We start from the raw sequence: 13,778 nt of genomic DNA on the forward strand, positions 1-13,778 counted from the left end.
GCCGGGACGTCACCGTGTCCGGCCGTGCGAAACGGTGACCCGGGCCCGTGACGCGCGCACGCGCAGGGGATCCGGGGCCGGGTCACTCAGCTGTCGCCGGGTGGTTCTCCCGTGGGGGGTGGGACCACCCGGCGACTCACAGGTGTCACGCGTACCGTTCCCCCCATACGTGTCGTCGAGCCCATTTCCCCGCACGAGTGTTCAGTACGTCACTCGCCACGGCGTTCGATACCGACTCGTGTACGGGATTTTCCTGATGCCCCGTTTTCATCCGGCTCCCGCGGTGACAATTAGGGGCATGAGCCAGCCAGGGGGTAGGCCCGCCCGTCATGAGGACGACTGGTGGGGGCAGTTGTACGACGACTCCACCGAGGACACCGGCCCCACGGCCGCGCCCGATTCCCTGGACGACCGGTTCGCCTCGGCGAAGAACACGGTGGCGGGGCGGGGACGGCGGGCAGCCCCGGAGGAACCGGGCACCGATCCGGCGCCACCGGCCGCCCCGGTCCCGCCGGATCCGCCCCCGGTCCCGCCGGCGGTGCCGAGGCGGTCCGGTGTGCCGGACGCGTCGGACTCATCGGCCGCACCCGGTCCTTGGACCGTGCCGGTGCAGCCGAGCCCGCCCGGGTCCTTGGCCGCAGCGGGGCCGTCGGCCGCCGGGGTCCCGCCGGTCCCGGCCGGCCCGCCGGGTCCCCCGAAGGCACCGGCCTCCGCGGCGGCCGGCGGGCCGCCTCCGCCGCCCGTGGTGCCGCGCCCGCTCGGCTCCGCGGCCCCGCCGGCCGGCCGGGAGCCGTCGTCGGGCCAGCCGCCGGCCGCCGCGCTCGCGCCGCCCGCCGTGCCCGCGCAACGCGCTGCCGCCGAGGCACCGGGCGAGGACGCCGCCTCCGCCCGGAAGCCCTGGCCCTGGGACGAGGAGGACCCGGAGTCCGCGGAGGCGGAGGACGACGCCTGGGCCGGCGCGCACCCCGCCACCCGCCCCGACCTGGCCGCGCCCCCGCCGTACTCCGCCCCGGCCTCCTCCGTGGAGTACGTCGGCTCCGGCCCGCCCACCTACGACGCCGAACCGACCGCGCTGCCCGCCGCCGACCCCGACGGACTCGACGACCTGGTCGCCGACACCGTGCTGGACGGCGCCCGCTACGGCATCTGCACCCTGCGGGCCGTCTCCCAGCGCGGTGACTCCGCCCGGTACCGCGGCGAGCCGCGCCGCGACGCCCTGCTCACCGCCCGGTTCGGGTCCGGCGACCGGGCGCTGCTCCTGGTCGCGCTGGCCACCGGTGCCCGGGGCACCCCCGGCGCCCACCGGGCCGCCGCCGAGGTCTGCCAGTGGATCGCCCGGGCCGTGGGCCGCAGCCACCAGCGGCTCACCGAGGACATCCAGGCAGCCCGGCGCGGCGACCTCAAGTCCGGGCTGCACCGGCTCACCGACCGCAGCCTCGGCCGGCTCCGGGCCGGCGCCGCCGAACGGGGCGTCGCCGCCGACGAGTACGCGGCCAGCCTGCGCTGCCTGCTCGTCCCCACCCACCCCCAGTGCCGTACCCGGGTCTACTTCGGGGCCGGGGAGGAGGGCGGACTGTTCCGGCTCCGGGACGGCGAGTGGCAGGACATCGAACCGCGCGCCGGCACCGAGACCGTCGGAGAGCCCGTGGTCGGTTACGGTTCGCCGCCCGCCGAGACCCCGGAGGGCGACCGGCTCACCATGGACCTCGGCATACCGACCCCGCCGAGCCCCTACGAACCCGCTCCGGAACCGCCCCGCGCGCCCTTCCTCTTCCGGGCCTCGGTAGCCCGCCCGGGTGACGCGCTGGTGATGTGCAGCGGCGGCCTCGCCGATCCGCTGCGCGGTGAGCCCGCCCTCTGCGCCTATCTGGCCCGGCGCTGGTCCGGCGGCGCACCGCCGGGTCTCGCCGCGTTCCTCGCGGACACCCAGGTGCGGGTGAAGGGTTACGCCGACGACCGTACGGCGGCGGTCGTCTGGGAGGCGTGACGCCGGTCCCTGTGCGTGGATGGGGAGGTATCCGCCCACAGGGAAGGGGCACCCGTCCGTCATGCCCAAGCAGAACGTCGCCGAGCAGTTCGTCGACATCCTCGTCCGAGCCGGAGTCCGCCGCCTCTACGGCGTCGTCGGTGACAGCCTCAACCCGGTGGTCGACGCCGTCCGCCGCAACTCCGCCATCGACTGGATCCACGTTCGCCACGAGGAGACCGCCGCCTTCGCGGCCGGCGCGGAGGCCCAGGTCACCGGGAGACTGGCGGCCTGCGCCGGCTCCTGCGGACCGGGCAACCTGCACCTCATCAACGGCCTGTACGACGCCCACCGTTCGATGGCCCCGGTGCTCGCCCTCGCCTCGCAGATCCCCTCCAGCGAGATCGGCCTGGGCTACTTCCAGGAGACCCACCCCGACCGGCTCTTCCAGGAGTGCAGCCACTACAGCGAGCTGATCTCCAGCCCCAGGCAGATGCCCCGGCTGCTCCAGACCGCCATCCAGCACGCGGTCGGCCGCAGCGGGGTGAGCGTGGTGAGCCTGCCGGGCGACATCGCCGACGAGCCCGCTCCGGACGAGCCCCTCGAGAGCGCGATCGTCACCTCCCGGCCCACCGTCCGTCCCGGGGACGAGGAACTCGACAAGCTGGTCGCGATGATCGACGCGGCGGACAAGGTGACCCTGTTCTGCGGCAGCGGCACGGCGGGCGCGCACGCGGAGGTCATGGAGCTCGCCGGGAAGATCAAGTCCCCGGTGGGCCACGCCCTGCGCGGCAAGGAGCACATCCAGTACGACAACCCGTACGACGTCGGCATGAGCGGACTGCTCGGCTACGGCGCCGCCTACGAGGCCACCCACGAGTGCGACCTGCTGATCCTGCTCGGCACCGACTTCCCCTACAACGCCTTCCTCCCCGACGACGTGCAGATCGTCCAGGTCGACGTGCGCCCCGAGGTACTGGGCCGCCGCTCCCGTCTCGACCTCGCCGTGTGGGGCGATGTGCGCGAGACGCTGCGCTGTCTGGTGCCGCGGTTGCGGACCAAGGAGAACCGGCGGTTCCTCGACCGGATGCTCAAGAAGCACGCGGACGCGCTGGAGGGGGTGGTGAAGGCGTACACCCGCAAGGTGGAGAAGCACGTCCCGATCCACCCCGAGTACGTGGCCTCCGTGCTCGACGAACTCGCCGACGAGGACGCCGTGTTCACGGTGGACACCGGCATGTGCAACGTCTGGGCCGCCCGGTACGTCACGCCCAACGGCCGCCGCCGGGTGATCGGTTCCTTCTCGCACGGCTCGATGGCCAACGCGCTGCCGATGGCGATCGGCGCGCAGTTCACCGACCGCCGCCGCCAGGTCGTGTCGATGTCCGGGGACGGCGGCTTCGCCATGCTGATGGGCGACTTCCTGACCCTCGTGCAGTACGACCTGCCGGTGAAGGTCGTACTGTTCAACAACTCGGCCCTCAGCATGGTGGAACTGGAGATGCTGGTCGCGGGCCTGCCCTCGTACGGCACGACCAACGTCAACCCCGACTTCGCCGCCGTCGCCCGGGCCTGCGGTGCCTACGGGGTGCGGGTCGAGAAGCCCCGCCAGCTCGCCGGTGCGCTGAAGGACGCCTTCAAGCACAGGGGCCCGGCCCTGATCGACGTGGTCACCGATCCCAACGCGCTGTCCATCCCGCCGAAGATCAGTGCCGACATGGTCACCGGCTTCGCGCTCTCCGCGTCCAAGATGGTCCTGGACGGCGGCGTGGGCCGGATGGTCCAGATGGCCCGCTCCAACCTGCGCAACATGCCGAGGCCGTAGCGGGTGCCGTCCGGCTCAGCCCTCGACCGGCACCCACTGGCGGACGCCGTCGACGAAGCCGTACCAGTAGTGCGGCAGGCCCTTGATGGAACTGGTGCGGAACGGCCGGCCGTGGTCGTCGATCCGGACCGTGCCCGAGCGGCCCTGTGAGGACCAGTCCAGTTCGAGGTACCAGCGGCAGTCGCAGCCCTCGGTGTGCGCGTTGACGCGGAGCACCTCCGGGTCGGTGGACGAGACCCGGTAGGGCAGCCGCATGGTCGAGACGGTCCGGCCGTCCGGGCCCTCGCCGGCCACCGGGCGGGCGAGGGGGCGGTCCTTGTCCAGGTCGACGTCGAAGTAGCGCGGGGTGAGACCGCCGCCGCAGCCGTCGGCCATGGAGTAGGCGATGCCGGGTGCCGGGGAGGTACGGCCGACGACCCGCACCCGTAGGTCCTCCAGGACGACGGCCGTGGACGAGCGGCCCTGCACCGAGATCTGGACGATCGTGTCGTGGCCGTGCACCGCGTTCTGGGTGGCTGCCCAGGTGCCTGCGTCCTGCGGGACCGGCGGCGGCGGGACCTCGGCCGGCTGCTTGTCGATGACGTAGTCGTGGTCGCAGCCCAGTTCCCAGACCTGCGAGCCGGCGGTCCAGGCGAGCGGGACGGTGGCCGGGGCGGAGGCGCCGGGCGTGGCCGGCCCGGAGGGGGCGGGGGTCCTGGTGCCGTCCGGCGAGGGGGAGGGCGAGCGGCGGACCGGCGAGCCGGAGCCCTCCGGTGATGGCCCGGTGGCCGTCGGGCCGGGGCGCCGGGCGTCCCCGGCGGCGGTGGTGGGGGAGGAACCCGCAGACCGGGCCGAGGTGCCGGCGGGCGGCCGGTCGTCCGAGGGGGCGATCAGACTGCCCAGCGTCACCAGCAGGACGACGGCCACGGCAGAACCGACCAGGGTGCGGCGCCGGCGGTACCAGGGGCGGGGCGCGGGCGCGGGCGCGGGCGCGGGTCCGGGTCCGGGCTCGGGCGCCGGATCCGTGCCGCTCCCGGCGACGGCTTCCGGCTCGCCGGTCCCGGTGTCCTCCGCGGTCCGTGGCCGCTGCCGTGCCGCCACCGCCCGTAACCAGCGTTCGTGGAGTTCCAGCCGCTCCTGCGGGCTCGCCCCGCAGAACGCGGCCAGACGTTCGACCGGAGCGAAGTCCAGCGGCACCGCCTCGCCCGCGCAGTAGCGATGCAGGGTGGAGGTGTTCATGTTCAGGCGGCGGGCCAGCGAGCCGTAGCTCCGGTCCGTACGGTCCTTCAACTGCCGCAGCAGCGCCGCGAACTCCTCGACGTCCTCGCGCACGGGCACCTTCCCCCGGTCGTCCGTATCCCAGGCACTCATATACCTGCACGTCACATGGGCTGGGATGGTTCCAGGGCGGCGGAACGGGCGGTTGCCGTTGCGGTTGCCGCGGCGGACGGCCGATGCTTCTGGTGTCGCACCGACCAGGGCCGGCCCGACCAGCCGGCGCCGTCCGCGGCATCCCACACCCATGCACCGATCCGACGGGGGACCATCCATGCCCAAGCGCACCCGAGCAGGCGCGCTCACCGTACTCGCCGGCGCCGCGCTCGCCGTGGGCGGCTCGCTCGCCGTCCCGGCGGCGGCCGCCCCAAAGCCGCCCGGCTTCCTCGCGGCGTCCGACCTGCCGCCGCGTCCGGGCTCGTCCTGGACGGCCGGCCGGGTCACCGCGGGCGTACCGGAGGCGGTCAGGCAGGACACCTGCCTCGGCGTCGCCCTCGGCGGTGGCCGGCACACCTGGTACCGGGAGTTCCGGACCGACCTGGACACCAGCGCCCGTCAGGTCAGCGTCGAACTGCCCGACGTCCGCGCGGCGAAGGGCCGGGTCGCGAAGCTCGGCGAGGACATCGTGTCCTGCGCGGACCGGATCGAGACGGACGACCCGGAGACCCGGGCCGACTTCCAGGACCACGGAGACCTGCGCGTCGGGGACGGCGCCCATGTCTACGCCCTGCACACCGAGACCTCCTGGGGCGCCAGTGACATCCGGCTGCTGTCGCTCGGCCGGGAGGGGAGGACCGTGACGGTCGTGGACTGGGGGCAGCTGGGCGGCTTCCAGGACGCGCCGGTGAAGGCGTTCAAGAAGACGACCGTCACGGCCGTGAAGAAGCTCCACTGACGGGGCGGGGCCGTCCTCCCGCCCGGGGGAGGGGAGGACGGCCCCGACAGCCATCGGCCATCGGCCATCTGCACAGCAACTCACCACAGCCAACTCACCACAAGCACCTCATCACAGACAACGGGGAATCAGACATGAGCACCAAGACCCGCACCGTCCTGACCGCCGGCCTGCTCGCCGCGGCCCTCGGGCTCGGCGTCACCGCCCAGGCCTCGGCCGGCGCCTCGCGCAGCGTCGCCGGCGACCCGTCGGACAACCTCACCCGGATCGCCGACTTCTACGGCGCCTACGTCGACGCCGAGAGCGACCCGGACGGAAGCGGCGGCCTGCCCACCGCGCTGCGTGCCTACTACCTCGACCCGACGTACCTGAAGGCGCTGAAGGCCTGGGAGCAGCGTGAGCACGCCGACGGGGTGCTCCGAGCCCAGAACACCCCGCTCAAGTGGAAGGTCACCGGCAACGGCACGGCGAAGAACCGCACCGAGGCCGTCGTCACCCTCACCTGGAGCCGGAACACGACCACGAAGCTGTACGTCGACATGACCCGCGACTCCCACAAGATCACTCACATCGGCACCAAGGGTCTCGGGAGCAAGTAGGCCGAAGGGTAGGTTTCGGCCAGAATCGGCGGTGCCGCGAACCACGTGAAACAGCTCGGGCCGTTGTGTGAGCGGCTGTTTCGCGCCGGGTCCGCGGCACCGTTGGCGCGTACGGGGCGGTCCGGGAGACGACGTACGGACCAGGGCCGGTTCAGGACATGGCCGAACACCCGGCCGTCATCGGCGTGACATGACTGGCCCGTGCCCGAGCGGGCATGGATCCCCGTGAACGTGTTCGATCAGGAGGGGATCCGGCAACAGCGCGCGGGCGGGGGTCATGAACAGTCAGGCACGAGGGGGCGGTCCCGTGGCCATCGGGGCCTCCTCGGCGCAGGCGGCGGGGGAAGACACCGACACGACGGAACGGGGACACCCGTCACAGCTCAGGCGCCGACTGGGGCGGTCGGACCTGCGGGCGGTGCCCGAGGCCCGACGGGAGCTGCGGAAACTGCTACGACACTGGGGGAAACCGGGCCGCTCGGAGATCGCGGAACTGCTCACCAGCGAACTCGTCACCAACGCTCTCGTCCACACCGACCGTGAGGCCGTACTGACGGCCGTCGTGGGGCCGAGCCAACTGCGTGTGGAGGTGCGGGACTTCGTGGGGCGCAGGCCCCGCGTGTGCGCCCCGGACACCGGCGAGGGCACTCACGGCCGGGGCATGGTGCTGGTCGACTCCCTCGCGGACGCCTGGGGCGTCCAGCCGCACGAGGTGGGCAAGTCGGTGTGGTTCGAACTGGATGCGGACGCCGCCTGAAGGCGCCTGCGTACAACGGGACGGGGGCGCGACCTCCAAGGTCACGCCCCCGTCCCGAGGTGCCGTCCGGCAGCAGACGATCAGCCGAACTGCTGCTCGAGGTCCTTGAGCTTGCGCTCCAGGGAGTCCAGGCGCGGCAGCGCCATTGTGTCGTCCTCCGCGGTCAGGTCGACCGTGATCGGGTCAGACCCTTTGCGGACGGGCTGGAGGGAGGGCCGCTGGCGTACGGGGAGCTGCTCCGGCGCCGGTATGGCAGGCTCCGCAGTGGGCTGGGAGGCGCGCTCGACCTGGTGCACCTCGTCCTGCCGGCCCCGTCCGACGAAGCCCCGGTGGCCCCGGCTGATGGCCTTGAGCTGGGCTCGCTCCAGGCGGTCCTGCTCGCGGCGGCGCATCCGGTTCGTCTCCTTCTGGCGCTTGTCCTCGCGCACCTCGTCGACCGCCTCGTCCAGGCTGCGCACGCCCTCCAGGAGCATCAGCGACCAGGCCCTGTAGGTCTCACGGGGTGCCCGCAGCCACCGCACGATACGGATCTGCGGCAGCGGACGCGGCACCAGGCCCTGCTCGCGCAGGGCGGCCTTGCGGGTCTGCTTCAGCGCGCGGTCGAAGAGGACGGCCGCGGACAGCGACATGCCGGCGAAGAACTGGGGAGCGCCCGCGTGGTCCACGCCCCTGGGCGCGTGCACCCAGTTGAACCAGGCCGCGGCGCCCGCGAACGTCCACACGAGTATCCGGGAGCCGAGGGCCGCGTCACCGTGGCTCGCCTCGCGCACCGCGAGAACGGAGGAGAACATCGCCGCGCCGTCCAGACCGAACGGCACGAGGTACTCCCAGCCGTCGGAGAGTCCGAGGTTCTGCTGGCCGAAGCCGACCAGACCGCGGAACGAGAGCGCCGCGGCGACCGCCGCGGAGCAGAACAGGAGCGCGTAGGAGACGGTGCCGTAAATGGCCTCCTTGCGCCTGCGGCGCTCCTCGCTACGCTCCCACGAGTCGTCCTTCGCGTGCTCCCCGCCGGACCGCTTGGAGCGCGCGAGCACCGCCACCGCGACCAGCATGCCCAGGAGCAGTACGGCGCCGGGAAGCAGCCAGTTCAGCGATATGTCGGTCAGTCTCATCTAGGGGTCCCTTGCATTGGGATAGGGCGTATCGCCCGCCATAGTGGCCCAGTCCCGCCGGCCCTCAGGGGGTTTCGGGGCAAGAGACCGCCAAGGAAGTGCAAGGGCTTGGCCCAGGGCGGCATTCTGCTCGAACTGCCGTATGAGGGGCGGGAGTTGAGTTCGAGTAAGAGTACCCATACGGGTGGTTCCTCGGAAAGTTCCTGCGGCAAGTGAGGAAGTTGTGAATTCCCTGTCGGCGCAATGGTGGTCCCGCCCTCGGCGATCTTAGTGGATCCCAAGGGGTGCTTCGTGCCGGGACGGTCCTGAAGGTGCCTCAGGCCGCCGCGGCCGCGGTGATTTTGGCGATCCGCTCGTCGTCACAGGTCCGCGGACAGGTGACGCAGGTGTCCGCGGGGCGCAGGGTGTAGTACATGCAGCAGCTCGCCCGGTCCCGGGTCGGCAGCGGCTCGCCCGCCGGGCCGGTCAGCAGCCGGAAGGCGGCCGAGCCGACGTACGGCTCGGTGGCGCCCGGCAGCAGCCGGCCGAGTTCGCGTACGGCCCGCTCCTCGTCGCCGAGCAGTTCGCCGATGTACCAGAGCCCCTCGACGATCTCGTCGGTGGCCATGCCCCACAGCGCCCGCCCGCGCCGCCGCATCCGCGGCCCGAAGGCGCCGAGGACCGGTTCCAGGTGTTCGGCGACGGCTGCCCGCACCTCGGCCCGCAGCGCCTCCTCGTCGGCGACGACGACCGCGCCGGGCAGCGCAGCCGCCGGGTCGTCCGGCAGGCAGGCGAAGGAGGCGACACGCACCGCCATGCGGCCGGCCACGCGGTCGTACGAGACGTGCGTCACGGGCAGCCGCGGGACCCGGCGGTCCAGGAACCACGGGAGGGTGATCAGGAGGCAGGCGGCCCAGCCGTAGCGCTGCAGGCCGAACCCGGCCACCACGTCCGGCCGTCCAGGCTGCCCGTAGTCCCGCAGGATCTGGTCCTCGTCCCAGGCCAGGAAGGTGTCCAGGCCGGCCCCGCCCGCCGCGAGCTCGGCGGCGCCGACCCAGTCGCCGCCCCGGGGTGCGGGCTCGCCCTGGCCGAGCACCGTGACCACCAGGCCGGGACAGACCTCGGCCAGGCGGGCGTAGGCGGCGGAGACGGGGGAGGGCATGGGCTACCACCGATCGGGTACGGGCCGACAGCAGGATAAGTAAGGCTTACCTTATCCACTCGTTCGGAAATTTGAACTATCGCCCGGGGCGCCTAAGGTGCTTGACGGACGAGTAACAACCCACCGTTAATGACCCAAGTCCCGACGAGTCGGAGGAGGACCCGTGGACCATCGCGCGCACCCGGCTCCGGCCGCGACGGCCAGGGTGCCGGCGCAGACGCGGTCCGAGGAGCCGGCCTGGCAGGCGGGCGGGCATCCCGCCGGCACGCCGGCCGCGCGCGGCGAGCACACGCACGGCGAGCCGCCGATCCAGCGGCCCAGGCCCGTCGTGCAGCGGGCGTCGGTACGCGGGCAGATCCTGGACGCGCTGCGTACCGCACTGGCGAGCGGAGAGCTGACGCCCGGTGAGGTGTACTCGGCGCCGGCGCTGGGAGAGCGGTTCGGGGTCTCCGCGACGCCCGTGCGCGAGGCGATGCAGCAGCTGGCCCTGGAGGGCGCGGTCGAGGTCGTGCCCAACCGCGGCTTCCGGGTCGTGCGCCGGGGGGCCCGGGAGCTCGCCGAACTGGCCGAGGTGCGGGCGCTGATCGAGGTGCCGGTGATGATGCGGCTGGCGCGCAGCGTGCCGGCCGAGCGGTGGGACGCGTTGCGGCCGCTGGCCGAGGAGTCGGCGCGGGCGGCGGCGCTGGGATGCAAGGCGACCTACGCGGAGGCCGACCGGGCGTTCCACCGGGCGGTGCTGGCCCTCGCGGGCAACGAGCAGCTGGTGCAGATCGCGGAGGACCTGCACCGGCGGGCGGTTCCGCTGCACGGGGGCCGGGCCGACCTGATGGCGGACGCGGGTGAGCACACGGCGCTGCTGGACGCGCTGATCGCGGGCGAGCTGGACGTGGTGCGGCGGTTGGTGACAGGGCATTTCACCACCGCGGGTTGAGGGGGGCGGCCGGTTCGCGCGGCGGCCCGGCGTGGGGGCGTCGGCCGGCACCCGGGTGCGGGTACGTCGTGGCCGATCACGTAGTTCCCCGCGCCCCTGGAAGACGCGGTCGTCTGCGCCCCCGAAGGGGCGCGGGGAACTGCGTGACAATCCCGCACCGGGCCGCAGATCACGCGGTCGCCGCGCCCGGGGCCGGTGGGGTCAACTGGGCCGCCAGCCAGGTCGGGACGCCGCCCAGGAGGCGGAACAGACGGCCCGCCTCCTCCCGCAGCCGTGACGCCTCCGGCTCGGACTCCGTCTCGGCCAGGGACGCGAGTGCCGGTGCGGTGCCCACCAGGTAACCCAGCTCCTCCCTGATCCGCAGCGACTCCGCGAAGCCGTGCCGGGCCTCCGCCAACTCGCCGTCCCGCAGGGCAAGTCCGGCCAGATGACGCCAGGTGAAGGACAGCAGCAGCGGGTCGGTGTGGGCCGTCGCGGCCGCGTGGGCACGGCGGTAGGCCGCCCGCGCCGCCTGTGGGGAGCGGGTCAGGTTCTCCGCCAGCAGGCCCCGGCGGAAGTCCAGGAGGGCCCGTCCGGGCGCCCCCGGAGGGATCAGTGCCGCCGCCCTGCCGAGCGCGGCCCGCGCCTCGTCGGCCCGGTCCCGCACCCCGTGCAGCGTGGCCGCGTAGGCGAGTTGGCCGCGTTCGCACGCGGCGGCGCCGCGTTCCTCGTCGGTGCGGGCCGCCGCCTCCGCTGTCCGCAGCGCGTCCTCCGCCTCGCTCCAGCCGCCCTCGGTGTAGAGGCACCGTTCGACCATCAGCCCCGCCCGTTGCAGCGTGGAGGTCGGCGTGTCCGTCGGCAGAAGTGCCGCCGCGTCAGCCCAGCAGGCCCGCGAGCGCAGCCGCCATACCGCGGTCTGGAGGGGATCGTCACCGGCGTTCGTTCCGTTCCCAGACATGGCGGAGTACGCCACGTTGCCCTCCCCAGGGTCCTGCCCTTCGGCTCAGCCCGGGGTCGCGGGGTGCGGCACGCGCATCTGCGGCGTTGTCATCGGTCACCGACGCTCCGCGCCGGCTCCCTCCTCCGCCTTGCAGCTGCACGCACCACACCCCGCTCATCGGTGTCGCGAGGCGGGGTGCCTCGACACCGACCTGATCCGAAGGGCAGGCCCAGCGCGCCGTCGAGCTGTGAAGTGGTGGCCGCATTCCAGCACTGATCGCCACGCGGGGCCAAGAGGGTGGGTGAATAATTTCACAAAGTCGTGGGACGGCGGCCGCACTTGGCGCGAGCCGGTCACCCGCCCGCGTGACGTCAGCTCATCCGCAATGCCAGGAAGAAATCGAGCTTGTCCTCCAGCCGGGACAGGTCCCGGCCCGTCAACTGCTCGATCCTGCCCACGCGATAGCGCAGCGTGTTGACGTGCAGGTGGAGCCGGGTGGCGCAGCGGGTCCAGGAGCCGTCGCAGTCGAGGAACGCCTCGAGGGTCGGGATCAGCTCGGCACGGTGCCGGCGGTCGTAGTCCCGCAGGGGGTCCAGCAGGCGGGCGGTGAAGGCGCGGCGGACGTCGTCGGGGACGAAGGGGAGCAGCAGGACGTGCGAGGCCAGCTCCTGGTGCCCGGCCGCGCAGACCCGGCCGGGGCGGGCGGCGGCCACCCGGCGGGCGTGCCGGGCCTCCTCCAGGGCCCCGCGCAGCCCCTCCGCCGAGTGCACGGCCGCGCTGACGCCGAGGGTGACCCGGCCGTCGTCGTCCAGGCCCGCGGAGAGCGGGCCCCGCACCGACTCCAGCAGCGCGTCGGCGTGCACACCGGCCTCCGAGCCGTCGTGCTCGGCGGAGACCGCGGGGAGCGGGACCAGGGCGATCGCCTCGTCGCCGGTGTGGGCCACCGCTATCCGGTCGGACTGCTCGGGGCCGGTCGCCTGCGGGTCGACCAGGATCTCCTCCAGCAGTGACTGGGCGACCGGGCCGCCCTCCACCTCCCCGCCGTCCCATTCCACGCGGGCCACGACCACCTGCCAGTGCGGGGCCGCGCCGAGGCCCGGCAGCAGGACGGGCGCGGCCACCCGCAGCCGCGCGGCGATCTCGGCCGGGGCCGCCCCGGTCTGGACCAGCTCCAGCACCTCCTGGGCGAGCCGGCGCCGTACCGTACGGGCCGCGTCGCGGCGGTCGCGCTCGACGGCGATCAGCTGGGTGACGCCCTGGAGCAGGTCGAGGCGTTGGTCCTGCCAGTCGCCGGCGTCCGCCTCGACGGCCAGCAGCCAGTCCGCGAGCACGGTCTCGCGCACGTCCCGGGCGCCCTGCGGGGAGCGGCCTCCCCCCGCCGCCGGGCGGTGCCCCCAGGACCGGATCGGGAAGAGCGAGTACGTGCTGCCGTCGAGCAGCAGCCGGTGCGGGCCCCGGCGGCCGGTGCGGGTCGCGGCCAGGTGCTCGGCGGCCAGCCGGGCGCAGGTGTCGGCCGGCAGCGCGGGCCCGGACACCTTGGAGCCCGCGATCAGGCGGCCGGTCGGGGAGAGCACCCAGGCCCGCAGGTCGAGGTCCGAGCCGAGCAGGTCCAGGACCACGTCCGGGCCGCCGCCGGCCGGGCCCGAGGTCATCATCCGGCGGTGCCGGTCGACGACGGCCGCCAGGTCCCCGGCCCGCTCACCGCTGACCTGCCGTACGACGTGCTCGGTGATCGTCGCGAACGCCACCGACTCGTGCACCGCGAAGAGCGGCAGGCGGTGCTGGACGCAGGCCGTCACCAGGTCGTCCGGGATGTCCCCCAGCTCGGCCTCACCGACCGCCAGCGCGGCCACCCCGGCCTGCGCCAGGAGCCGTACGAACGGCTCGGAGTCCGCGGCGTCCCGGCGCCAGGCCAGGCCCGTCAGCACCAGTTCACCGCCGGAGAGGTAGCGGCTGGGGTCGCGCAGGTCCGTGGTCATCACCCCGCGCACGGTGCGGTCCAGTTCGTCCTCGCCGCCGAGCAGCCGCAGGCCCAGCGCATCGGTGTCCAGCAGTGCGCGCAGCCGCATCTCGTCGCCGCCGTTCTGTGTCTCGAAATCTACGATGAATCTTGCAGTGTCGTGGAGGTGGCGTCCGGTGTGCGAGGTCACGGACCGCGATCACGAGGTACCTGGGCGTTTCCATCGTTTCCACTGGAAAGCCAGGAGGTTACTGAGGACCTCCGTTCATACGAATCTACAAGATGCCTTTGCTGGCCAGCCAACTCCTTCATGGTTTCGGTGACTGACCCCAGTGGAGTACGGGGCGGTGTACTGGCGTCGTTCCGCGTTAACAGGACATGAACGAGCCGGGCCCGCCGCACACGGATTGGCTCAATCC

11 protein-coding genes are annotated in these 13,778 nt (G+C 73.3%); 6 read left to right on the forward strand and 5 right to left on the reverse strand.

The window, feature by feature from the left end:
• The first annotated feature begins 298 nt into the window (after window positions 1–298).
• Window positions 299–1,987 carry a protein phosphatase 2C domain-containing protein gene (locus tag ACZ4O3_RS02205; RefSeq protein ID WP_467720843.1) on the forward strand — a complete coding sequence of 563 codons (1,689 nt, stop codon included), beginning with the start codon at window positions 299–301 and terminating at the stop codon, window positions 1,985–1,987.
• A gap of 61 nt (window positions 1,988–2,048) precedes the next feature.
• Window positions 2,049–3,791, forward strand: a complete 1,743-nt coding sequence (locus ACZ4O3_RS02210) for a pyruvate dehydrogenase (protein ID WP_362728718.1) — start codon at window positions 2,049–2,051, stop codon at window positions 3,789–3,791.
• A gap of 15 nt (window positions 3,792–3,806) precedes the next feature.
• Here the strand turns inward: ACZ4O3_RS02210 and ACZ4O3_RS02215 are convergent, their stop codons facing one another.
• Window positions 3,807–5,141: a helix-turn-helix domain-containing protein gene (locus ACZ4O3_RS02215; RefSeq protein WP_467720844.1), complete on the reverse strand. Its 1,335-nt coding sequence runs from the start codon at window positions 5,139–5,141 to the stop codon at window positions 3,807–3,809.
• A gap of 178 nt (window positions 5,142–5,319) precedes the next feature.
• On the opposite strand from ACZ4O3_RS02215, the gene ACZ4O3_RS02220 reads away from it, so the two are divergent.
• The 3 genes from ACZ4O3_RS02220 to ACZ4O3_RS02230 all read left to right on the forward strand — a co-directional run bounded on the left by ACZ4O3_RS02220 (window position 5,320) and on the right by ACZ4O3_RS02230 (window position 7,296).
• Window positions 5,320–5,940: a hypothetical protein gene (locus ACZ4O3_RS02220; protein WP_467720845.1), complete on the forward strand. Its 621-nt coding sequence runs from the start codon at window positions 5,320–5,322 to the stop codon at window positions 5,938–5,940.
• Between the two features lie 134 nt (window positions 5,941–6,074).
• Window positions 6,075–6,539: a hypothetical protein gene (locus tag ACZ4O3_RS02225; protein WP_362729057.1), complete on the forward strand. Its 465-nt coding sequence runs from the start codon at window positions 6,075–6,077 to the stop codon at window positions 6,537–6,539.
• Window positions 6,540–6,846: 307 nt separating this feature from the next.
• Window positions 6,847–7,296, forward strand: coding sequence for an ATP-binding protein (locus tag ACZ4O3_RS02230; RefSeq protein WP_362729055.1), 450 nt, complete (start codon window positions 6,847–6,849; stop codon window positions 7,294–7,296).
• An 80-nt stretch (window positions 7,297–7,376) separates the two neighbouring features.
• Here ACZ4O3_RS02230 and ACZ4O3_RS02235 read toward each other — a convergent pair whose 3' ends face one another.
• Window positions 7,377–8,408, reverse strand: a complete 1,032-nt coding sequence (locus ACZ4O3_RS02235; protein ID WP_362729053.1) for a DUF2637 domain-containing protein — start codon at window positions 8,406–8,408, stop codon at window positions 7,377–7,379.
• A gap of 316 nt (window positions 8,409–8,724) precedes the next feature.
• On the reverse strand, window positions 8,725–9,549 hold the full coding sequence (locus ACZ4O3_RS02240) for a (2Fe-2S)-binding protein (RefSeq protein ID WP_467720846.1): 825 nt from the start codon (window positions 9,547–9,549) through the stop codon (window positions 8,725–8,727).
• Between the two features lie 163 nt (window positions 9,550–9,712).
• On the opposite strand from ACZ4O3_RS02240, the gene ACZ4O3_RS02245 reads away from it, so the two are divergent.
• Complete coding sequence (locus tag ACZ4O3_RS02245) at window positions 9,713–10,480, forward strand: GntR family transcriptional regulator (protein WP_362731896.1); 768 nt, start codon at window positions 9,713–9,715, stop codon at window positions 10,478–10,480.
• A gap of 169 nt (window positions 10,481–10,649) precedes the next feature.
• Here the strand turns inward: ACZ4O3_RS02245 and ACZ4O3_RS02250 are convergent, their stop codons facing one another.
• Together ACZ4O3_RS02250 and ACZ4O3_RS02255 are read right to left on the reverse strand one after the other, a co-directional pair.
• Complete coding sequence (locus ACZ4O3_RS02250) at window positions 10,650–11,417, reverse strand: hypothetical protein (protein ID WP_467720847.1); 768 nt, start codon at window positions 11,415–11,417, stop codon at window positions 10,650–10,652.
• A 353-nt stretch (window positions 11,418–11,770) separates the two neighbouring features.
• Window positions 11,771–13,468: a PucR family transcriptional regulator gene (locus ACZ4O3_RS02255; RefSeq protein WP_467721003.1), complete on the reverse strand. Its 1,698-nt coding sequence runs from the start codon at window positions 13,466–13,468 to the stop codon at window positions 11,771–11,773.
• Between the last annotated feature and the right edge of the window lie 310 nt (window positions 13,469–13,778).

Source organism: Streptomyces sp. NPDC026515, assembly GCF_055567595.1.

Bases quoted from the DNA above. Each gene is read 5' to 3' on its own strand.
- ACZ4O3_RS02240 (WP_467720846.1), bottom strand. From the start codon at position 9,549: ATGCCCTCCCCCGTCTCCGCCGCCTACGCCCGCCTGGCCGAGGTCTGT.
- ACZ4O3_RS02210 (WP_362728718.1), top strand. From the start codon at position 2,049: ATGCCCAAGCAGAACGTCGCCGAGCAGTTCGTCGACATCCTCGTCCGA.
- ACZ4O3_RS02225 (WP_362729057.1), top strand. From the start codon at position 6,075: ATGAGCACCAAGACCCGCACCGTCCTGACCGCCGGCCTGCTCGCCGCG.
- ACZ4O3_RS02205 (WP_467720843.1), top strand. From the start codon at position 299: ATGAGCCAGCCAGGGGGTAGGCCCGCCCGTCATGAGGACGACTGGTGG.
- ACZ4O3_RS02235 (WP_362729053.1), bottom strand. From the start codon at position 8,408: ATGAGACTGACCGACATATCGCTGAACTGGCTGCTTCCCGGCGCCGTA.
- ACZ4O3_RS02255 (WP_467721003.1), bottom strand. From the start codon at position 13,468: ATGCGGCTGCGCGCACTGCTGGACACCGATGCGCTGGGCCTGCGGCTG.
- ACZ4O3_RS02220 (WP_467720845.1), top strand. From the start codon at position 5,320: ATGCCCAAGCGCACCCGAGCAGGCGCGCTCACCGTACTCGCCGGCGCC.
- ACZ4O3_RS02250 (WP_467720847.1), bottom strand. From the start codon at position 11,417: ATGTCTGGGAACGGAACGAACGCCGGTGACGATCCCCTCCAGACCGCG.
- ACZ4O3_RS02215 (WP_467720844.1), bottom strand. From the start codon at position 5,141: ATGAGTGCCTGGGATACGGACGACCGGGGGAAGGTGCCCGTGCGCGAG.